Raw genomic sequence first — 22328 nt, forward strand, 5'->3', positions numbered from 1 at the left:
TGAAGGAAAAACATTTTCGAAAGTTTATTTGAGATTTAGCGCCTCGTTTTGGCTGAAACAATTTTTTGCGACAGCCACTTTATTAGTTCGTATATCTATGTGTGAGTTCATTAGCTGAAAATGCAAACGAAATCCTTAAAAAACTGACAATAAACCGAATTCCTAAAAAAACTAGTTTGACCAATGAGCTATTCAAATTGGGAGAATGATCTATTAACAGCAGTAAATGCTGCAAAAGAAGCCGGAAAGATACTGTTGGCCGGCAAAAATGAAGTGACTGTAAACAGTAGCATTAATAAGGACATTAAGCTGGAAGCGGATATTATATCTGAAAAGCTGATAATAGACTTGTTAAGCATTGGTACTGACTATTATATCATCAGCGAAGAGCAAGGGGTAGTAAAGCAAGCAAAGGAAGGGTACTGCTGGATAGTTGACCCGCTGGACGGAAGCTTAAATTATTCGCGGGGTATAGAAATAAATGCTGTATCCATAGGGTTGTGGAATGGAAATGAGCCGGTGCTGGGGGTTATTTACGACTTTTTGCACGATAAACTTTACAAGGGGGTAGTGGGTATTGGGGCCTGGTGTAACGATGAGCCGATTAGCGTAAGTAAAAAAACTATGGTTGAAGATAGTATTATCGCAACAGGCTTTTCTGTTTATTCTGATTATGACCAACAGACGCTTGAGAGTTTCATCAGGCGGATTCAAGGATATAAAAAAGTAAGGCTTTTTGGCTCCGCGGCAGTTAGCCTGATCTATGTTGCAAAAGGCAGTATAGAAGCATACCAGGAAGATAATATTGCAATATGGGATGTTGCCGCCGGGCTGGCTATCATACTTGCTGCCGGGGGCAAAGTGGATATTAAAGAGGGTAAAGGTTCTCACTACCTGAACGTTTATGCCTCTAACGGACAATAATAAAAGAAAAATATGATTATAGATTCTCTATCCAACATCGAGTTTTATAAATCCATCAACAGGGATATTTACGAGGGGTTAGTTTTTATAAAGAATGCATCTCCAGACATTGAGTTAGGGAGCTATCCTTTAACCGAAACAGCCAAAGCACTGGTAATGGAATACGAAACAAAACCAGAGAATGATTTTGGTTACGAGGCTCATAAGCATGTTATTGATGTGCAGTATTGCATTAAAGGCACGGAGTTAATACCCTGGAGTAATCTGAAAAGGTTAAAAGCCTACACTGAATACAGTGAGGAAAAAGACGTAACATTTTATGAGAAGAAAGAAGAGCAAGGCAGGGTGATAATTGGCAATGATATTTTTGCCGTGTTCTACCCTGAAGATGCACATGCGCCTGTGTATGCGAATGGAGAACCCGGGTACATAAAGAAAATTGTAATTAAGGTTAGCGTATAAGCGATGCTTATTTTGCAGCGCTAAAGGCCAAATAACAGGTTGTATAATCCTTTTCTGTGAAAAACATTAAGAGTTGCTGCCAGGAAAAGTAAAAAGCTTTTATACCAAATTATTTATCAAGTTGAATATCCGGGTATTATTTAAGCGGGCATGGAACTCTCCCACGATAATGACGTGGATGAGCTATTTTACCAAGTCTGCCAACCTTTTGCTTATTCTGCCGCTTATTCTTAAGCGTTTTGCATTACCTGAAGTGGCTATCTGGTATCTTTTTGCTGCCATTCTTTCCATGAGCAGCCTGGCAGATTTCGGTTTTCGTAATACTTTTATCCGTTTGTTTGCCCTGGCCTTTGGCGGCGCCAGGGATATAGGCGTTTTTACAAAAGATTCTGAAAAGTCGGATGGTACTGTTAACTGGCATCTGATAGAGCGGTTGTATTCTTCCATGGGCCGCATATACATTTACTCAACACTGGCTTTTTTTGGATTATTACTGGCACTGGGTTCTTATTCACTGGTAAAACCAATATCAGAATCTGCTCACCAGGCGCAGGCATGGGCTGCCTGGTTGATTATCCTAGTGGGTATAGTGGCCGATTTTTACGGTAAAGTTTTCACTAATTACCTGGAGGGAATGTACCAGATTGCCCTGGTAAGAAGAATTGAAACCTTGTTTAAGATTGGCAGTATTGGAAGCAGCTTCCTGGTATTATTATTTGCCCCCAGCCTGCTTAACCTTACCATTGCGCACAGTAGCTGGATGGTAATTAATGTATTCCGCAACAGGTTTTTGGCAAGGCATATATACGATGGAAAGCTGAAGCTTTTTAAACCTCAGCCTTTTGAAAAAAACTTCTTCAAAAAAATATGGCAACCTGCATGGAGAAGCGGTATATCTGGCCTTATGTCTAATGGCCTTACAAATTTAACCGGCATTATCTATGCGCAGTTGGGCAATACGGCATCTGTTGCTTCTTACATGATTGCGCTAAGGGTTATAACTGAAATCAGAAATGTTTCTAATGCGCCATTTTACAGTAAAATACCGCTGATGGCTAAGCTGCGTGCAGAAGGCAACTACGACCGTTTGATACAGGTGGCGCAACGGGGCATGAAGATGACACACATTGTATTTACAACTGGTGTTTTATTCGTTGGTCTTTTCTTTGGTTATTTTATAAGTTTATTAAAAACAGACACACAGTTTGTTGAGCCTAAGTTGTGGTTATTGATGTCTGTGGCATTTTATGTACAGCGGTATGGTGCCATGCACATGCAGTTGTACAATACAACCAATCATATTATTGGCCATATAGCCGATACTATTGCCGGAGGGTTATTTATCATAACGTCTTTATTGCTGGTAAAACAGCTTCAGTTGTTTGCTATACCAGTAGGTATGCTGGTAGGCTATCTTGGTTTTTATGCATGGTTTGCTGCTTATTTTTCTTTGAAATCTTTGAATATAAGTCTTATAAAATTTGAATATAAAGTTTCTGTCATACCCGCAGTGCTGTTTTTATTGTATTCGGTGGTAAGGCTTATTGGAGTTTAAATTTTTTGTTGTAGTGTGTAAGAAAATATTGTGAAGGGGTTGATTAATTATGGTTACATGAGAAATTGGTTTAATAGCAAAATGTGGGAAAAGCTGAATAGAAATGCTGCAGGTGCAGTGAGTGACACAACGGAAGTTTAATAGTATTCCCGTAGTTGGTCCCCAAAAATCTGTTTTGCAGTTGTTGAGCATATGTTATTAACAGGATAAACGAAAATTAAACATGAACAGGTATATACATAAATTAAGCGAAGCTTTTAAGAAAGAGGGCCCGGCAGGTGCTTTTAAAAAAATAATGCGTAATGTTTCCATACGCAGTAAAAGAAAGCTTACAATTAATAAAAGAAGCCTGGAAAACTGGGCTGATCTTAAGGGGAAATTCAAAGGCAAGAGAGCTTTCTTAATTGGCAATGGCCCCTCTCTTAATAAAACCCCGCTGTACCTGCTGGAGGATGAATACTGTATTTGCTTTAACAGGTTTAATGTAATGTTTGAGCGGCTGGGGTGGGTGCCTAAGTTTTACATGTGTGCAGATGCGCTTGTTGCTAAAGATATGGCCGGGGAAATTAATGAAATTGCCAGCCAGGTAGAGTTGGCTTTTTTCCCGGATATACATACCAGCGGCCTTGATTTCAGAACGTTTATAGATGACAGAGAAAACATTCAATGGATGTTTCCTGAATTCAAGGGGTTTTATTTCGACCTGCCTAAAGTTGGCCTCGGCGGTTCTGTAGCCTACCCGGCATTGCAGGTATTAACCTTTCTTGGGTTTTCAGAAATTTACCTGATTGGGGTGGATATGAATTACCAGGTGGTAAAATCGGTTAAGGAAATAAAAGGTACGGATGTGGCTTCTCAAAAAGATGATGATCCCAACCACTTTGACCCGCGCTATTTTGGCACCAACAGAAAGTATCACCAGCCCGTTAAAGCCGTGGTGGATAATATCATGTCTTCGTTCGATTACGCGGCTGTTAAAATAGCGGAAAACACCCCCACCAAAGTATATAATGCAGGCATAGGCAGCAAGGTGGAATGTTTTGAGAAGGTAGATTTTAACAGCCTGTTTTCCAATGTTACCGAAGAGGAAAAATTCAGGTTGTTTGGTAAACCATTTTCAAAAGCAGTTACTTTTAACAACTACGATGATATGGTTGCCAAAGCAACCCTCGTAAATGCTAAAGACGAAATATCAGAAGGGATGCCTTACTTTCTTGCCCCGGTTGAATTGGGGGGAGCTTTAATTAAAGATTTGATTTTTAAGTACATACCGTTTGGCCCGTATAAGGATAATATGCTGTTTGTATCCCGTACCCTGCTCGAAAAATAATTACCGGCTAAAATAATTGCGGTGGTGTTAATGCTATGCCATATAAAACAAAGCAGGCAGTGTATGCCTGTTGTTGAATAAATAGATGTATAAATTTTAAAAGTATGAGCAGGTTAAGATATTTAAAGGATTTGTCTTTCAAAGAATTATCTGTTGAGAGAATTGCAACTGCTATAAATTCAAGAATGAAGGATCTGCCTCATTTATTGTCATGGCATCTTAACAGCAGAACGGCAAAAAACAACAAGAAAAAACTGGAGGCCTTTCATAATATACATAAAGGAAAAAGATGCTTTATTGTAGCCAATGGCCCAAGTTTAAAAAATACGGATTTGTCTTTATTGAAAGACGAAATAACCATTGGCATGAACCGCATTTACCTGAGTGCAGAGCAAAATGGCTTTATGCCCACCTATATAGTTGTACATGACATACCTGTGCAACTACTGCAGTTTAGGGAAGATTTTGAGCAGCTTGCATTGCCTAAGTTTTTTAACTGGAATGCCCGTAAGCATTTTACGCATAAGGATAACCTCACGTTCATTCGCTCAGATTACAGCCCGCATTTTTCAACAGACCTCACTAAAAGCACCTGGGGCGGGCATAGCGTAACCAATATATGCATTCAGCTTGCATTTTACATGGGGTTTGATGAAGTGTACCTGGTAGGTAAAGATCACAATTACGAACAAAAGGGTACGCCAGGTAAAATGATTAAAGCAACGGGCGAAGAAACAAACCATTTTGCCAAAGGATACTACAAAAAAGGCATGGGATGGCGTATACCGGATTACAAAGGAGAGGAACTGGCATATACGCTGGCCAGGGAAGGATTTGAAAAAGCAGGCCGCAAAATTTTCGATGCTACCATCAATGGAAAACTGGAAATATTTCCAAAAGTTGATTACTATTCTCTCTTTAAGCAAAAGGCATAATATATGAGATCATTACTAAAAAAAGCAAAGAAAACCCTTGAAAATGATGGTGTAAAGGTATTGGGTATCAGGGTTTTTAATTATTCCATAGTAAAGTTAAAACGCCTTACCCGCAAAACGGATAAAGCCAATCTTGAAAAATGGAAACAACTGAAAGACAAGTATAAGGGAGAACGAATATTTGTAATTGGTAATGGCCCATCTTTAAACAGAACTTCTGTACACCTTCTTAAAGATGAGTACACCATGTGCTTTAACCGTATCAACCTTATGTTTGAGCGGCTTAATTTTAAGCCAGACTTTTACGTGGTTATTGATGACCTGGTTGTATTGGATAACGATAAGGAAATAAATACCGAAATATTGCCCCAGGTAAAATATGCCTTCTTCCCCGATATACACCCATCTAATGTTGATTTTATCAACTATATAGACCATGCAGAAAATGTACACTGGTTTAAGTCAGACATTCCAGCTTTCAGAAGCGATTTGCCCTACTGTGGGCACAACAAAACAGTAGTGAATGCCGGCCTGCAAATTGCCGCTTATCTTGGTTTTTCTGAAATCTATATGATTGGTGTGGATATGGCCTTCAGCGATCAGAAGGTTAAGAAAATCACCTCCAGGGATTGGCAGGCTGGTGAGAACGATCCAAACCATTTCGACCCCCGATACTTTGGCAACGGCAGAAAGTATCATAACCCAACCGTGCCCGAAATGATAGAAAAATTTGAGGAGGGTAAAAAGTTTTTTGATAAACTGGGGGTTAAAATTTACAATGCCGGCGTTGGGGGTAAGCTGGAGGTTTTTCCAAGGGTTAATTTTGACTCGCTGTTTAATTATACCGATGATGAAATTATTGCACTCTTTTCCGATATAGAAATATTGAAGAAAATGAACCTTGATTTCAGGTATGTTATTGAGAATGCTCCCCTGGTTACAGATGCTTCCGCAGAAACATTTCCAAAAATATTCAAGGCCGATATTGATTTAGGCATAACCCTTATTCACAAGCTTATTCATACTTACGCCCCTGTTGGCCCCTATAAAGGCCAGTATTATTTTGTAAATCGTTCTTTGTAAAGAAGGCGTAGCAGAAGTAATGTTTGTTGGTAAGGAATCTTACACAATCTAAAATTTCGGGATGGCTTATCGCAAGCCATCTTTTTTTGTTTCAGCATTTTTATGATACCGGCAATAGTGCCTTGTGGCATCATCGTTGCGTCGCAATCCTTTCATCGCCTGGTACACCGGGCATCTTTTCAGGCCCGAATAGAAACACATAGCTACTACTGGCCACGCAACCATACCTGGCAAATACAAAGTAATTTACCCGTTGCAGCCTTCTTAAGCCGTGCACGGTAGTGCGTATTGTTACAATGAAATTTTGGTTATAAGGCTAATGCTACTTTACACCACCCGGTACTATTTCTTTTTCAGCCGGCAGAAGATAAGTGGTGCTTATAGTTGTTGGTACGGTAGTTTTTTCCACGGTTAGCCCATCCGGCTTTTCTTCTTCTTTTGCGGTTTTTTGCACATTGGAACCATATTTTCTTCTTAAAGACATAATTGGTTTTTCTACCAGGTTATAACTGCCTAATGCAAACGCAAAAGAACCTGTTACCACTACCGCGTACCAAATTTTCGATTCCGGGGTAAGAAAATGATTGGCTGCCGTAATAACAAAAGAATGAAACAGGTAAAGCGAATAACTGAGCTTTCCTATAAACGCTAAAGGGTTAGTTGCCAGTATTTTTGCAAACAGGCTGTATTTTTCGTTATATACAATCGGTGGTATTAATATGGCCAGGCCCAACCCCTGCAGAGTATATTTAAAAGTTTGGCTAAAGAATTCATCTTTGTATCCAAGGCTTATGATGATAAGCGCAGCTCCGGCAATATATACCGGTATGGAGCTTATCAGTTTAAGATATTTTTCCTTTTTATCAAGATAAAGTACAACGCTGGTTATACAACCGAATAAAATTGAATCTGCACGGCAGGTTGTGGCAGAGTAGTTATACAGCTCCGCAAAACTGTTTAAGTTGTATACATGCGATATGTAAAGCCTGTGCGCTAAGGATAAAGCCGCAAAAGCTGAAATTACAGCCAATAATATTTTGGGCTTCTTTATAAAAAGTGCAAATATGAAAGGGAAGAAAAGGTAAAAATGTTCTTCAATTGATAAAGACCAGGTTATCCTGAAATGCAGTGGGTCTGATTGGTGATAGATGTAGTAATAATTTTCAAAATAAAAAACCGAAGCAAAGATTTCTCTTATAGCAATTGGTTCTTTTACAGCAAGCAGGTAAATGCAGAACACTGAAATAAAGAGCAATAACGGGGGATAAAGTCTCAACACCCTCCTGATGAAGAAGTTTTTAAGATCGATCCTGTGCTCCTTATTAAACTCTGTAATAAGGAGCCTTGTAATAAGCAAACCGCTGATAAAAAAGAAAATGGTCACCCCAAAGCCACCCACTTTCAGCAATTTGAAATGTGCAGATAACACAAAAAGTATGGAAATGCCCCTTAAACCGTCAAGAGCCGGCAGGTAAGAAACGGACTTTTTTAACATAAGTTGGTTATTGGATTTGCTTTCCCGTTAGGATTAATTGGAAAGCAAATTTAGTTTAATACCGCCTGAATAAGCCGGCAAATGGTTAAAAAATACATTAAAGGCAAGTAATGAATGTTTTGCGAAGGGTAGAGATAGCGGATATGAAATGTTGAAAGTTGCCTGTTGGTTCCCGGCAGTAATTCAAATTTAAGATATTAACGTGACAAGCCAACTTAAATTGCCGGGATACCGCACATTAAATTTATGTATTCCTTTGGGCAATACATATCCGTAAAGGGTTATGCCTATAAATAATTTCATTAGGCTACGGGTTGTAGTTGCTAAAAACAAAACTAGTAAACACCAATGTTTAATAGTTGAGTTTTATAAAAACTAGAGCCTGTAAAATTGGCTTACTATAAAACAACGGTTAACTGGAAATTATAATTATTTGATAAGTAATGCATCATCCGCGTAACGAAAAGGTTATTTTAATTCAAAAACATAGGTAACATCATATTTTGTGTCTGTTACAGCCACAGGTGTAAGGTTATTGGCCGTTAAGAAATTTTCAAACTGCTGGTAATAGGCCCGGTTCTTCGGCGCCGTTTTATCGTCTTGCCTAATCAAATAAATATGGCCTTTACCTACACTTTTACTAATTACAGGAAGATTTTTCTCAAACTTATCATCTATCCAGAAAACTTCTGCCGCGGAATGGTATTTCATGTACTTGGCCAGTCCGCCGCTTCGCCAGTCTGATAGAATAACATCCCCTTGCCTGGCATGGGCCAGCAACCAGTTAGAACGGTAAACCAGGTAATCTGTGTTTTTGTTTCTGTACATCAGGTACCCGGCGGCAATATTATGCAGCAGCAAGGCCGCTATAAAGAGGTAAAGTGGTAATACAAGGTTCTTTTTTTCAAAGGTCTTGCCAACGGTTGAACCTACCAATAACCAGAATGGAACAACAGCCATAACAAAAGGTTCCGGTGAGTTTGGGTCAAAATAAATTACAATAGCCATATACAACACAAAGTGAACAGCAAGAAGGGCATGCCGTGCTGTAAACTTTGTTTTTTCTTTGGCAACAATATAGCGGTACAGTAAAAAAAGCGCTAAGCCGGTTACAAGTATAAAAGTTGCAATAGCTACATAATTAAAAGCGCCATTGAATTTTGCTGTATATATTTCTGCCACCAAATCTTTGGAAGCCAGCTTTTTTTGCATTATCTCAGTAACGCTGTCTATGCCGAATATAAAATTGAGGCCGGTAATGTTTTCCGCGAATATGAATATGGCCAACAGGGGATTGCCGCCGCTTACTACAGTTTCGCTGTTAATAAAGCCCGTAAAACTTAATCTCTGGAAGGAAGAAGAGTTAACATAAGCTGCATAATAGCCAACCAAAATCAGCGCTATACAAACAGCCTGGAAGATGATAAACCATCTTACTTTTTTTTGAAGTAAAAAAATAAGCGGATAGCTGGCCATTACTGGTACAAAATTGGGCTTATAGCATAGTACTGAAAATGCTGCAACTGCAGAGGCGAGTATAACATATCCTGTATGTGTTTTACCCGCTGTACTGGTTGCTTTCAAAATAAGCAACAGCACAATGCAGTTAAGTAGGTTGGCCAAAGCATATACCTCAGCTTCTACGGAGTATCGCCAAAAGCCATAAGAGAAAAGTATTAAGCCTGCAAATGCCGCTGCCATTGCTTTAGAAACCTGGAAGTATTTTTGTAAAATTCTGTAACAAAGCAATATGGTAACAGTGCTGCACAAAGCACTTACACTGCACATGAACAGGTAAGCATCGGGCTGGCCGATAATGTTGCTGTATATGTTATAAATAAATTTGAAGAAGGGCAAAAACAAAACAAATTTTCCTCTGAATTGGTCTGCGAAAGGGTAGTGCCCGATAAAATAAGCATACGAATACCCATCATCAGTTTCGCTTCTGTTGCCTGGAAAAGAGATGAGCAGAAAAACAGCTATCGCAATTCCGCTGAGAAGGTAGGTATAAATATTTTTTTTTGAAGAGTCCGGGTAAGTACTGTCAAAGGTTTTTGCTGGGGGTGTTTCAGCCATAAAAGGATATTTATATCAAATAGTTAGTTGAACGGTAACCTATTGCTGGCAGCGGTACCAGGCTTCGGTTATTAGCTTAAATTCCGCGTTGTCACCAAAGATAAGGCTTTTGTATTGATGGCTTCCCGTTGATGGCTGGGCTGGTCATAGTAGTATAATATTGGAAGCAACAGTCACTATAGTATTCCAGTAGGCTGCCCAACCAAAAAAATACAATAAGCACCCAATCTAACGGCTGAACGATTGCGCCGGGTTTATTCACGAGTATCATTGTTTACGGGCAAAGCAAGTAGAACTTAACCGCAGTTACCAGCCTGCCCGCTGCAAAAAATAAACCACCCGTTTCAATTAATCATTTGTAGCCAGGGTTACTATAAACAACTGGTAATTTTCATTTCTGAAAGCCGGTAACCGGCCCGCCTGCACAATAGTATTTTCCATTTTCAATGAAACACCACCGTAGCCTTAAAAACCTCTCTGTAACTAACTTTAAAAACCTGGAAAAATGAGAAAGCCATTCTGCCTGTTTTGCATTTGCTTATTTGCAGCAGGCACGCTTTTAGCTCAAAGCGTAAAAATTGAAGAAATCCAGCAGCAATGCACCGGGCTTCCGTACAACAAAAGGGTAAGGATATCCGTATCTAACTTTACTGTAGCAACCCCCAAAGCCAGGGGGCAGTTTGGGGATGAGCTGGCCCAAATGTTAACCAATGCACTTCAAAATGTAAACTGTTTTAACGTGTTGCTCAGCGTTAAAGATTCCAAAGAACTCACTGACGAAATAAGCTTTGGCCAGGCGGGCAATACCGCTGCCGGCGCCGCACCCGCTACAGGTAAAATGAAGGGGCCGCAGGTAATTGTAATGGGCAAGGTTACAGAATATGCCGAAGGGGAGCAAAGTGGTGGTGCACTGGGTTTTAAAGTGGGCGGCAAAAAAGCCCATATTGGCTTTATTGTTCAGCTTATTAATGCCGAAACCAGGGAAATAATAGAATCTAAATCCATTGATGTAGATGGCCGGGCCAATGGCTTTAAGGGGGTAAAACTCTTTGGCCTGCAAATGGCGGGCAGCATTGCCAATAAGGCACTTGCGGACGCATGTGAAAAAGGCATTATACAAGCCGTAGAATTTATAGCCGGCAATAAAGACAATATGCCATTGCCAGAAGGCAATAGCGGCGTGGCCGAAGTAAAAAAATACAGCGCATCCAACTGCCCGGTCCTGGCTGCCAGTTATGTACCTAAAATAATGGTGATACTGCCTGAATTTCACATTACACAACGCATACCAGACCCTGCCGGCGAAACTGAAATTAACCGCAAGTTTATAGAGGCTGGTTTCCCCGTGGTTGACCCTGCCATGTTTGCTACCATTAAAAACAGTGCCCGGTTTGACCAGGCGGCCAAAAACCCCGCAGCGGCCATATCGCTGGGTAAGGAGTTTGGCGCAGATGTGGTTATTTACGGCGAAGCCTTTAGCCAGCGGGTGGGTGTACAAAATGGTACACAGGTAAGCTGCCGTGCAAGGGTGGAAATTAGGGCGGTAAGAACCGATGATGCCACCATGATTGCCACCAATGGCCTTGAAGCCGGCGCTCTTGACCTGGCTGAATTTGTGGCCGCCAAATCTGCCCTGCGCAGCGCGGCCACACTGGTGGGCGATTATATGCTGGAGCAGTTTTGCTCCCGCCAGCTTACGTTTAACAAAGCAGGCAGCAGCAAAGGCGCCACTGTGGCAAAAACCGCTTCCGCAGGTAAAAATGTAACAGAAATTAATGTTACCAATGTAGATTATGGAAAGCTAAAAGCATTGTCTGATGCGCTGGCTGCCAAGGGCAAGGTGTTGGATAAATCCCTCTCCAACGGCAGCGGGGTAATTAAGTTTGAACACAGCGGAAGTTTAGATACCATTGCGGATTTTATTGACAGCAAACTGGGCGCTAAATTTTCCATACAGGATGTAGGCGGTGGCAAAATTACTTTAGCGGGTAAATAGGCCCTTTTTTATGCCAACAAAAAGGCCGGTAACCATGGTTACCGGCTTTGTTTTTTTATGGCACTTGGCTGAAGTGCTGCTATTAAGCTTCCGTTGTGTCACTCACTTGTACGTTCTGTTCTTTATGCAGCATTGTGCAGCAGGCTTTACCTGTTCTATGTTCTTGTGTTTAAAGTTCAATGTTAGCGGCTTCGCCGCTCTGCGAAGTCTGGAGACTTCGCAGCCATATGTGTCAAGTCTCTTACTTGATGCCTTACCCTTGGTTCGTGTCTTCACGAACCAATTCTACCCGGGTCTGAAAAGCTGCCCAATGTCGGCTTTGTTTTTTATGGCACTTGGCAGAGGTGCTGCTATTAAGCTTCCGTTGTGTCACTCACTTGTACGCCTTTTCCGCTATTCACCCGGTAGCATTGGTATAGTTATATCGAATTGTAAAAGGCAAAAAAATGCTTCAAAAACTTAAACTTAGCCAAAGGGCCTCTCCCCTCTAATCCGTCTATTTATTTTATCCAAAAATTTTTGGAAAACTGTTTCATCATACACTTCGGATAATGAATTATAACGCCCTTTTTCAATAACCTCTGTCAATTTATCCAACAGGTTTTCCCAAAGAAAGTTCTCATTTATCACATTGCCGGCAAACCATGGTTGCGCTAACATCATTTTGTATTCCTCATCATTATTGTCTAATTCTATCACTTTTTCTATTGCGTCTTTTGTTGATTTGTAGTTGTGTATATTAATAAAACTGCTGGCGTTAAAATCCTCGCCTATCAATGGGTCTCCCCAGTAAATAGGAATTGTTCCAACACGCATAGGTTCTACTATTTTTTCAGTGAGATAGCCCGGATAACTTGTATTTTCAAAAGCGATAATGAATTTATATTGGCTTAAAAAGGCAACCTTGTCAGTAACAGGGCCGCCAATATTATTTAGGTAACGGCCACCCGAGTCTACTTTTTTATATTTGGAAAGCTGTTTAAAGAAATTATTTCTTGTTTTGCAGGAACCATTACTTACAACAAAACAGCAAAACTTTTTCTTCTGGGGGAAGATATTTTCATACGAAGGTTTATTTAATAATTCCCTTAAATCAAAGTAAAAAGCAGCAAGTGGAAAACGATAGTTGCGTTCGTCGGCAACTCTTGAAAAAGAGATGGATAAATTCGCATTGAAAAGTTTAGGTTCATAAAATTCCCCTGTAAAAAATATCCTCACACATTTGTATTTTTTATACTCCTGGCCAAAAACCGAAAAAAAAACCACATCCGGATCATCACTAACTTCTAAACTGTATTTCCTTGATAAAAGAGTAAGAAAGAAGTTGTCATACTTATTAAAGCCAGGCCAAAAATCTGTGAAGTTTATTTTTAAATGCATGTGGAACGGTAGTTATACTTGCTGCGATTTACCAGTTTGGGCAAAACAATACATCCTGTTACTCTTTCCCTGGGGTTCGTGTCTTCACGAAAAAAGCCACCTCTCTGCGAAGTCTGGAGACTTCGTAGCCATATGTGTCAAGTCTCTTACTTGATGCCTTACCCTTGGTTCGTGTCTTCACGAACCAATTCTACCCGGGTCTGAAAAGCCGCCCAATGTACTGAACGATGAAGTGCTTGCGACGCAACAGGCGATGCCATGAAATTATGTCGCTGGTATCCAAATCTTATACGCCCGGCAAATTTTATTCATTAATCGCCGCGATGCCCGGTAGTACTTTGCCTTCAAAATATTCCAGCATGGCGCCGCCGCCGGTACTTACATAACTTACTTTATCAGTATAGCCAAACTGGTTAACGGCGGCCACACTATCGCCACCGCCCACCAGCGAGAAAGCGCCATCCTGCGTGGCTTCGGCAACGGCCGTAGCAATGCATTTGGTGCCATGTTGAAACTTGTCCATTTCAAACACGCCCATTGGGCCATTCCACAAAATGGTCTTTGATTTTTTTATAACCTTGGCAAATGTTTCGCAGGCCATCATGCCAATATCCAAACCCATCCAGCCATCGGGAATGGTATTGCTTAAAGCGGAAGAGGTTTCTGCATCGGCCGCGAATTTATCGGCAATAATAGAATCGCCGGGCAGGTGTATGCAAACGCCTTTTTCATCAGCTTTTTTCAGAATTTCCTTAGCTGTTTCCAGGCGGTCATCCTCGCAAAGGGAACTGCCTATTTTACCCCCCTGTGCTTTAAAGAAAGTATATGCCATGCCACCGCCGATGATGATGTCTGTAGCCCTTTCCAGCAGGTTCTCTATAATGAGTATTTTATCGCTAACCTTGGCGCCGCCAATGATGGCTGTAAACGGTTTTTCAGAACCATGCAGCACTTTTTCAGCACTGCTTACTTCCCCTTCCATCAGCAGGCCGAACATCTTTTTATCGCCGGGAAAAAATTTGGCAATCACCGCGGTAGAAGCATGTGCACGGTGGGCTGTACCGAATGCATCGTTTACGTATACATCTCCCAGTTTGGAGAGTTTTTCCGCAAAACCTTCATCACCTTTTTCTTCCTGTTTGTAGAAACGCAGGTTTTCCAGCAACAGCACCTGGCCAGGCTGCAAAGCCGCGGCTTTATCAACAGCTTGCTGGCCAATGCAATCGTCAGCAAACTCAACTCCGGTACCCAACAATTCACCCAGGTGCTTAATCAAATGCTTTAAAGAAGACTTTTCTTCCGGCCCCTCTTTCGGGCGGCCCAGGTGGCTCATCAATATAACACTGCCGCCATCTGCCAGTATTTTTTTAATGGTAGGTAATGCGGCTTTTATCCTTGTATCGTCGGTAATGGCCTGCGTTTGTTTGTCCAGCGGAACGTTAAAGTCAACACGTATCAGCGCCTTTTGACCGGCGAAGTTGTGATTAGCGAATTTGCTCATAAGTTTTATTTACTTAAGTTCAACAATAGGTATTTTTTACAAGAAGTTTTAAGGTAACGGGGCCAAATCTAACAAAAAGACCGCAGCATTACTGCTGCGGCCCGGTTATTTGTACAATAAGTGTTGATGTTAGTTGGCCAGGGCCAGCTCCGTTTCATCCAGTGGCGATTTTACTGCCAGCGATGCCATTACAGTTTCCGTAACATCTTTGCCGCCACCCAGGTTTTTAACCAGGCTTTGTATGGTGTAGATAGGCCCCCAGGGAATACCCCACCAGCCCAGCAACAGCGAAACAATGGTAAAAGGCAAACCTTTTACAGCGGCTTTTTCGCCAGCCTTTACAAAGTAAATATCTGTGGGCCGCCTAAAGGTCATGAAGATCACAGACACTGTGTAGTAGTAAAATACAAATTTGCCGCCATTGCTTATTTCGCGGCTAAGCTCATCGGCAGTCAGTCCGTCAACGTTTTTAATTTTCATTTTTTAATGGTTTTGAGGTTGAAAGAAAACAGCCGCCTTTAACAGCGGCTGTATATGTTTAGTATAAATACTTAAGGGAATTACTAATGCAAGCAGCCGCAAAGATTATTTGCTTATCAGTTCTGCAAAGAATTTAACAGTGCGGACCAACTGGCTTACATAGCTCATTTCGTTATCGTACCAGCTAACCACACGGGCAAGTTGCACATCGCCAACGGTTTGTACACGTGTTTGTGTAGCGTCGAACAATGAACCGTAGGTAATGCCGATGATATCGCTGCTAACTATTTCATCTTCAGTATAACCAAAGCTTTCGTTAGACGCTTCTTTCATCGCTGCATTCAGTTCGTCAACCGTAACTTTTTTGCCTAACACAGCGGTTACTTCGGTTAAAGAACCTGTTAAGGTAGGTACACGCTGTGCGGAGCCATCCAGTTTACCTTTAAGGTTAGGCAGTACCAGGCCAATGGCTTTGGCTGCGCCGGTGCTGTTAGGCACAATGTTTTGTGCAGCGGCACGGGCCCTTCTCAGGTCGCCTTTAGGGTGTGGGGCGTCCTGTGTATTCTGGTCGTTGGTATAAGCGTGAATGGTTGTCATTAAACCGTTAACAATACCGAATTTTTCATCCAGTACTTTGGCCACCGGTGCAAGACAGTTGGTGGTGCAGGATGCGCAACTGATGATGGTTTCAGAACCGTCCAGTATGTCGTGGTTAACGTTGAAAACGATGGTTTTCAGGTCGCCGGTTGCGGGGGCGGAAATAACCACTTTTTTAGCGCCGGCAGTAATGTGTGCTTCGGCTTTTGCCTTGTCTGTAAAGAAACCGGTACATTCCAGTACCACATCCACATCATGCGTACCCCAGGGAATTTCGGCAGGGTTTTTCTGCGCATAAATTTTAATTTCATTCCCTTCAACTATAATGGAGTTTTCAGTTGCTTTTACATCCTTATCAAAACGGCCCTGTGCGCTGTCGTATTTCAGCAGGTGAGCCAATACTTTGGGGCTTGTTAAATCGTTTATCGCAACCACATCAATTCCTTCCAGGTTAAATATCTGGCGATACACCAAACGGCCGATACGACCGAAACCGTTGATGGCTACTTTTACTGTGCTCATATTGTTACCGAGGTTTTAGATTTTTTAAAAAGCACGGCGAATTTACAAGTATTGCAGGTAAAACAAAGGATATTTTTTTCTATGATGCATAGAGGTTTCTTATGCCGGCAGGCTGATACTTTGCGTTTTTTAAAGCAGTAATTTTTAAGGGGGTGCCCCCAAGCTATCGCAAGGGGTCGGGCTTTTCGCTACAAGTCCTCGCCACTCGTACCTCGTGGCTGTGGGCTTTCCGCTTCAATCCCTCACCCGACAGCCCGGTACCGGTTACCAGTTGCAGGTTACCAGTCTGTCGTTTGGTAAAAGTGTAAATATGCCCGCAAAACATTACATAGCTGGCATTGTATATTTTTTTAAAAATATTTTGCCGAAATACGATTGGCCCCTATTTTTGCACTCCCAAAAACAAACGGAGCGTTGGTCAAGGGGTTAAGACACCTCCCTTTCACGGAGGAATCACGGGTTCGATTCCCGTACGCTCTACAAAAGGAAAAGGTACAGGTTGAATAGTCCCAAATACTGAAAAGTGTTTGGGATTTTTTATTTGATGCATTTATCATTAAAGTATTTCTTATTGAAAATTTGACTGATTTAGATGGTGCACAGGTATGGTGAAAATTGGTGAAGCCGATAAATATACTCAAACAAACAAGCACACAATCTTTATCCTTAGGAAAGGAGCCATCGCTTATATTTTCTTTTTACGACTCTTGATGTTGAGAAGCAGTTAATGAGTTGCCTGAACTGATCATCCGCTAATTCCCCTATGATTTCATAATCTACCCCCTCAATGGAATAGTTCTGACTTAAAAGTTCAATATTGAAATCATCCAACCAATTTCCGTATAACAATGTGTCAATTTTAAAAGACCATCCGCATTTAGTAACTGGGGTATTGGCTTTAAAAATATAGCAGTTGATGCCGGAATCTGGCATTTCTAAGCAACCATGAATAATTTCTTGGGCTTGCGGCAAATGAATTTTGCTTGACGGAAGGCTGGCCAAAACTACATTTCCATTGATAACTTTCAAAACCAAAAAATACTTGGGTTTACTTTCACTTCCGTCTTTAAAATAAAAGGGGTCAAAATAGATTAACTTTCCTGGCGTATACAATAATTAGAATTTTAAATTTCTTGATTGATTAAGAAACTCTTTGTGGCCTTTATACAATGCCATTTTTTCCAGATCTTCAATAATAGTCTCAGAAAGGTCTATTGGAATATCTGTAGTTGTCATTACGCCACTTTCCAATAAATCAAGAACTCCATTTTTTTGAGCAGTTTTATACCAGGGAGAATCTTTTCTATGAGTGACATTTATTAACTCCTTTGCTGTGCAGTATTTAAACCTTTCTACAATTTCTTCAAGAAGAGAAATTTCCAAATCATTAAATTCGTCATCAGAAAATCTGGCCTTTGCCACTATCATTACTTTATCATTAGAAATTTCCCTGGTTACATAATCCGAGAGCAAATTGGGTTCGCCCGAAAGCTCAACAAATAAGTCTTTCGAAACAGGTCCTAGTTTCCAAACATCAAATCTTAGGTCGAAAAAAGGAATGCCATATTTTTTTATTGAGATTTCTTCGATTATGAATATGAGTTTGAGGAGATGGGTTTTAGTAAGAGGCGCACCCATTCTTTCACACAAAAATATAAGCGTATTACCCAGTTTGTCAATTTGATTTTTGGTATAAACTTCTCCGGGTATCATATTCTAAATTTAATAAATGGCTGCAAATTTATTGAAATTATTATAAAATACTACATTTTTTAGCTAATCAGTAGTCGTACGCCCTGGACAAACTCACCATTTCTTTCAACATTTTACAGATGATTATCATCTGGCTTTTTAGAAAATCTTGACATATCGAACTTTCTGCCAGGAGCTGCTTCTTTGTCTCCCTAAGTTTAGCCAACTATCTTTTCGGACGAGTAAGAACCCCCAGTTTCTCCGAACAAAAAGAACCTTCAGGCATTATATAACGTATGGTAATGGATAAATGCCTAAAGTTGCACTATGAGATATAGAACAACCATCTGCGTTCTACTAAGTTTTATCTCTACAGGCTTAACCACGCTATCTGCCCAGCAATTTTATGCCAGCACTTCAACCAGCATTAACAGGGTAACGATAACTTCTTCCGGTTGCGAAGTGAGGAATATGGGAATTAACTGTGCTGACGATATTTTTTGCATTGCGCTTTCCGGCGACACGCTTTACTTTTTATCAACGCACAAAGGCCTGTACCGAAGCTTTATTTCTCAGCCGGGCAGTTGTGAGAAAGTGATGGACCTGCAGCCGCTTAACTCACTTACCGTTGACAGAAACGGCATGCTGTATGGCGCTATTGCCAACCAGTTTTTGATTATTAATCCCTACAAAAAAACCATTGTCAAAAGCCTGCTGCCCTATCCTGCCGCCGGCGATATGACTTTCTACAAAGGGGAACTTTACCTTGCCGCCAGCCCGGACGCTATTGTAAGAATAAATATTGCCAACCCGGCGGCCAGCGAAATATATTTTACCATTGACCGGGCTGGCATTTACGGACTTACCAGCACGCCTGCAAGCTGCAACAGCAACAGGTTGTTCGCACTTATTTCCAATGGAACAGAAACAGAAATTATTGAACTGGATATGGATAAAAAGCTAAGCCTGGGCACAACGTGTATATTGCCGGGTAGCTATCACGATGCAGCCAGCACGGTTGAAAACGGCAGCGTAGCAGGATTAACCATTGCTGAACTTGACAAACAAAACATCTGCCTGGGAAGCAATCATCCTTCCTTTATAAAAGTAAAGGCCGGCGGCGCAACCGGAGATTTTACCTACCAGCTTAACACTACTTACAGCAACCATACCGGCATTTTTGAAAACCTGCCGGAAGGCTTATACCGTGTACATATCTTTTCAAAAGATTCGTGTATGGTTGATACTGCCGTTACTATTTCCAAAGGTTACTGCGATATATTTATGCCAACCGCCTTTACACCTAATAATGACGGCCTGAACGACCTGTTTAAACCGATAGGGTTAACTGCCAACGGAAATGGTTTACTAAGCATTTACAACCGCTGGGGCAAGAAAATTTTTGAAACAGAAAACCTGCAGGGCTGGAACGGCACAGTTAACGGCAAGCCCCAACCGGGCGGCGCCTACCTGTGGACACTGAGATTTAAAGGTATTGACAACCACCAGGCGTTTTTGAAAGGCACAGTTGTTTTACTGAGATAAGCAGGCGAAAGCATTTTTCGGTTTGCGATAAAAGGCGATGTGCTATAAGGGGACTGTGTGCCAATGCAGCGTAGAGAACCGGACGTACAAGAGTGCGACGCAACGATGCCGGATAGTAGTACCTTCTGCCGGGCCCATAAAATTTCTACCCAAATGCCGCAGGCCAATGTCATTAAGTTAAGGAAACCAATGTCAGGTTGAGCTTGTCGAAACCGGGTTATGCAAGCCGCTTTTTCACCAATCCGCCTTCGACAGGCTCAGGCTGACAGCTTAACTTAATGACATTGTGCCGCAGGCGTTTAGCGAATACCACCAACTGTGGCGCTTTTCCCCACCTGTTAACAATCTCGTCATCATCAATTGATTATTAATACGTAATATGTACGTATCTTCAAAAAAAACCTTTTAGTACATTATGCGTTGGAGAAAGTTTAACGGCGAATCCATCCATTTACCCATCAAAGACGCTGTGGAAGAGGCTATAAAACGGGAGCACGACAAGGGTGTTCGCCTGAAAGTTTGTATTGGCACCGACAGCCAGGTAAAGGGTGATGAAACAGAATTTGCAACCGTAATAGTCTTTTTACGGGAGCACAATGGCGGTTTTATGTACATCCACAACGAAAAAACAAGGCACCGCTACAACATTAAGGAACGTATGCTGGTGGAAGTAGCCAAGAGCATTGAAGTGGCTTATGAGCTGTGCAACCTGTTTATTCAGTATGATGTGGATATGGAGGTACATGCCGACATTAACACCAACCCGCAGTTTAAAAGCAATGATGCGCTGCGTGAAGCAATGGGCTACATACTGGGTATGGGTTTTGCTTTTAAAGCGAAACCGGAGGCCTTTGCCAGCAGTTGCTGTGCAGACAAAGTAGTGAATTAGCGGCCAGGTTGCCAGATTGCGTTACCGGTTTTCAGCGGGTTAATAACCTGCTGAGAGGAATTGTCTCCCTTATATTTTCCGTTCTTTGTTTTCCTGTTTATTACAGGAACAAGCTTCATAAACATAAAAAGCCGGGCCTCTCTCAAGCCCGGCAGCCTTTACGATTGCTTGTTTCAAAAAAAAGATTTGATTGGAGAATGAAAATATTGAATAGCTGTATATTTTATATGAACAATCCTGCCCTGCAAATGAACGATAGTATCATTTGTAATAACTGACTATTTAGACGCCTTCAGTTTTTCCTCGTGGTTTTCTTCCGCTTCATCAATAGAATGGGATGTGTGCAAATCCTTTTCTTTTTCCGCCAGCCTTGAAAGTTTGATGTAATACTTTTTAACCGTTTCCAACTCTGCTTCCGTAAGGTCTTCCACATCAATCATGCGGTTGCTGGCTTCCCTGGCGGCGGCTATCAGCTCGTTAAGCTTAAGCTGCATGGCAAGGGTGTCTTTATTTTGAGACTGCTGAATAATAAACACCATGAGGAAGGTAATTATGGTGGTGCCGGTGTTAATTACCAATTGCCAGGTATCTGAAAATTTAAACAGGGGGCCGCTTACCGCCCAAACTATGATAACAATAAAAGCAGTTGCAAAGGCTGCGGGAGAGCCGGTGGCCCGGGTGATTGAGGCCGAAAACCTGTCGAATGAAAAACCGGGTTTTTTGTTTTTACGCTTTTTCATAAAAGAATGTTTTACACTTTCCATACAAGGCAAATGCCGAACCATTTTTATGTCTTAACGGCCGCCTCTTTTTGTTGCACGGTAGCTTTACCGGTTTCCACCTCAATGCGTTGGGTAGTTACCGCATACTCGTTGGGGTGAATTTGCGAACCATATTTAATGGAATACGCCTTTGTAAATTCGGCGCCCAGGTAAAGTATAATAGACGAGTAGTACACCCAAACCAGCAGCACCACTAACGAACCTGCCGCACCATACGTGCTGCCTACATTGGTTTTAGAAACGTAAAGGGATATGAGAAATTTGCCCAGTAAAAAAAGCACGGCGGTAACCAGGGCGCCGGAAAAAACATCCCGCCACTTTATCCTGGCATCTGGCAGTACTTTAAATATTACGGCAAAAATCAGCATGCTGATGCCAAAAGTGATGACGAGGTTAAGCACGTAAAAAAAAACCACCGTAACACCAGGAAATTTTTCCTGAAGGCTTCCGCTGATGCTTTCTACTATACCGGAAAGCGTTAATGAAACAAGCAGTAAAAAACCCAGGCCTATGATAACGGAAAACGAAAGTAACCTGTTTTGGAGCAACTTAACCCAGCCCTTTTTGGGCTTTGCTTTAAGGCCCCATATGTCGTTAATGGAATCCTGTATTTCGGCGAAAACGGTAGTGGCCCCAATAAGCAAGGTAATGGTTCCTATAACGGCCGCTATTTTACCTTTGCCCGCCACAGAGGCGTTTTTTATTATTTGCTGCAGTTGCGCGGCCGTATCGCTGCCCACAAAATCCTGCAGCACTGTGTACACCCTGCCCTCTACCGCTTCACGTTCTAAAAAAATTCCACACAGTGATATGATGACCACGAGTAACGGCCCCATGGAAAACACGGTAAAATAGGCCAGCGACCCGCTAAGGCGTGTAATTTTATCATCAGCAAAGCCTGCAAACGTGTCTTTAATTAACCCCCATACGTTCTTGAATGAAAACTTCCAGCGCATTCCTTTTTTAATTAATGGATGCACACATTGTGCCGGTTTAGCATTTTTACTGCAATGAAGCCAGGCTGCTCTTTCCCGCCCGGCGCTGGAACAAAACTCAAGATTGGTATTTATTTTGAACTGCCATT

The 22328-nt window shown here is 41.6% G+C and carries 19 protein-coding genes and 1 tRNA gene; 10 read left to right on the plus strand and 10 right to left on the minus strand.

What is annotated here, in order from left to right; translation table 11 throughout:
- The first annotated feature begins 183 nt into the window (after positions 1–183).
- From F0364_RS16700 to F0364_RS16725, 6 genes are all read left to right on the plus strand, one after another.
- Positions 184–924, plus strand: coding sequence for an inositol monophosphatase family protein (locus F0364_RS16700; protein WP_153798944.1), 741 nt, complete (start codon positions 184–186; stop codon positions 922–924).
- A 12-nt stretch (positions 925–936) separates the two neighbouring features.
- Positions 937–1386: a NanQ anomerase/TabA/YiaL family protein gene (locus F0364_RS16705; protein ID WP_153798945.1), complete on the plus strand. Its 450-nt coding sequence runs from the start codon at positions 937–939 to the stop codon at positions 1384–1386.
- Between the two features lie 73 nt (positions 1387–1459).
- Positions 1460–2941, plus strand: coding sequence for an MATE family efflux transporter (locus F0364_RS16710; protein ID WP_153798946.1), 1482 nt, complete (start codon positions 1460–1462; stop codon positions 2939–2941).
- 223 nt (positions 2942–3164) lie between these two features.
- Entirely contained in the window at positions 3165–4271 is a 1107-nt protein-coding gene (locus tag F0364_RS16715) for a 6-hydroxymethylpterin diphosphokinase MptE-like protein (protein ID WP_153798947.1), read from the plus strand.
- Between the two features lie 104 nt (positions 4272–4375).
- Positions 4376–5206 carry a 6-hydroxymethylpterin diphosphokinase MptE-like protein gene (locus tag F0364_RS16720; protein WP_153798948.1) on the plus strand — a complete coding sequence of 277 codons (831 nt, stop codon included), beginning with the start codon at positions 4376–4378 and terminating at the stop codon, positions 5204–5206.
- Positions 5207–5209: 3 nt separating this feature from the next.
- Positions 5210–6289: a 6-hydroxymethylpterin diphosphokinase MptE-like protein gene (locus F0364_RS16725; protein WP_153798949.1), complete on the plus strand. Its 1080-nt coding sequence runs from the start codon at positions 5210–5212 to the stop codon at positions 6287–6289.
- A gap of 322 nt (positions 6290–6611) precedes the next feature.
- Here the strand turns inward: F0364_RS16725 and F0364_RS16730 are convergent, their stop codons facing one another.
- Together F0364_RS16730 and F0364_RS16735 are read right to left on the minus strand one after the other, a co-directional pair.
- Entirely contained in the window at positions 6612–7784 is a 1173-nt protein-coding gene (locus tag F0364_RS16730; RefSeq protein WP_153798950.1) for an acyltransferase family protein, read from the minus strand.
- Positions 7785–8252: 468 nt separating this feature from the next.
- Complete coding sequence (locus F0364_RS16735; protein WP_153798951.1) at positions 8253–9860, minus strand: protein O-mannosyl-transferase family; 1608 nt, start codon at positions 9858–9860, stop codon at positions 8253–8255.
- Positions 9861–10365: 505 nt separating this feature from the next.
- Between F0364_RS16735 and F0364_RS16740 the strand changes: the two genes are divergently transcribed.
- Positions 10366–11856 (plus strand): CsgG/HfaB family protein, encoded by a 1491-nt coding sequence (locus F0364_RS16740; RefSeq protein WP_153798952.1) that lies wholly within the window; start codon positions 10366–10368, stop codon positions 11854–11856.
- A gap of 465 nt (positions 11857–12321) precedes the next feature.
- Here the strand turns inward: F0364_RS16740 and F0364_RS16745 are convergent, their stop codons facing one another.
- From F0364_RS16745 to gap, 4 genes are all read right to left on the minus strand, one after another.
- A complete protein-coding gene (locus F0364_RS16745; RefSeq protein ID WP_153798953.1) occupies positions 12322–13236 on the minus strand; it encodes a glycosyltransferase family 10 domain-containing protein in 915 nt (304 codons plus the stop codon).
- Positions 13237–13540: 304 nt separating this feature from the next.
- Positions 13541–14737 carry a phosphoglycerate kinase gene (locus F0364_RS16750; protein WP_153798954.1) on the minus strand — a complete coding sequence of 399 codons (1197 nt, stop codon included), beginning with the start codon at positions 14735–14737 and terminating at the stop codon, positions 13541–13543.
- Between the two features lie 129 nt (positions 14738–14866).
- A complete protein-coding gene (locus tag F0364_RS16755) occupies positions 14867–15217 on the minus strand; it encodes a hypothetical protein (RefSeq protein ID WP_153798955.1) in 351 nt (116 codons plus the stop codon).
- A gap of 105 nt (positions 15218–15322) precedes the next feature.
- Positions 15323–16336 (minus strand): type I glyceraldehyde-3-phosphate dehydrogenase, encoded by a 1014-nt coding sequence (gene gap, locus F0364_RS16760; protein ID WP_153798956.1) that lies wholly within the window; start codon positions 16334–16336, stop codon positions 15323–15325.
- A 408-nt stretch (positions 16337–16744) separates the two neighbouring features.
- Between gap and F0364_RS16765 the strand changes: the two genes are divergently transcribed.
- Positions 16745–16816: transfer RNA gene (locus F0364_RS16765), tRNA-Glu, on the plus strand.
- Between the two features lie 186 nt (positions 16817–17002).
- Here F0364_RS16765 and F0364_RS16770 read toward each other — a convergent pair.
- The gene (locus F0364_RS16770; RefSeq protein ID WP_153798957.1) at positions 17003–17449 is read right to left on the minus strand and encodes a hypothetical protein; all 447 of its coding nucleotides are present in this window, start codon (positions 17447–17449) and stop codon (positions 17003–17005) included.
- A gap of 3 nt (positions 17450–17452) precedes the next feature.
- Complete coding sequence (locus F0364_RS16775; RefSeq protein WP_153798958.1) at positions 17453–18049, minus strand: Panacea domain-containing protein; 597 nt, start codon at positions 18047–18049, stop codon at positions 17453–17455.
- Between the two features lie 306 nt (positions 18050–18355).
- Between F0364_RS16775 and F0364_RS16780 the strand changes: the two genes are divergently transcribed.
- A complete protein-coding gene (locus F0364_RS16780; protein WP_153798959.1) occupies positions 18356–19573 on the plus strand; it encodes a T9SS type B sorting domain-containing protein in 1218 nt (405 codons plus the stop codon).
- A 415-nt stretch (positions 19574–19988) separates the two neighbouring features.
- Positions 19989–20462, plus strand: a complete 474-nt coding sequence (locus F0364_RS16785; protein WP_153798960.1) for a ribonuclease H-like YkuK family protein — start codon at positions 19989–19991, stop codon at positions 20460–20462.
- Positions 20463–20740: 278 nt separating this feature from the next.
- On the opposite strand, the gene F0364_RS16790 is transcribed toward F0364_RS16785, so the two are convergent.
- Positions 20741–21202, minus strand: coding sequence for a low affinity iron permease family protein (locus F0364_RS16790; RefSeq protein ID WP_153798961.1), 462 nt, complete (start codon positions 21200–21202; stop codon positions 20741–20743).
- Positions 21203–21249: 47 nt separating this feature from the next.
- Positions 21250–22200: a YihY/virulence factor BrkB family protein gene (locus tag F0364_RS16795; protein WP_153798969.1), complete on the minus strand. Its 951-nt coding sequence runs from the start codon at positions 22198–22200 to the stop codon at positions 21250–21252.
- Positions 22201–22328: the final 128 nt, after the last annotated feature.

Origin of the sequence: Foetidibacter luteolus, from assembly GCF_009650435.1 — a bacterium.
Classification (GTDB): Bacteria; Bacteroidota; Bacteroidia; order Chitinophagales; family Chitinophagaceae; genus Foetidibacter; species Foetidibacter luteolus.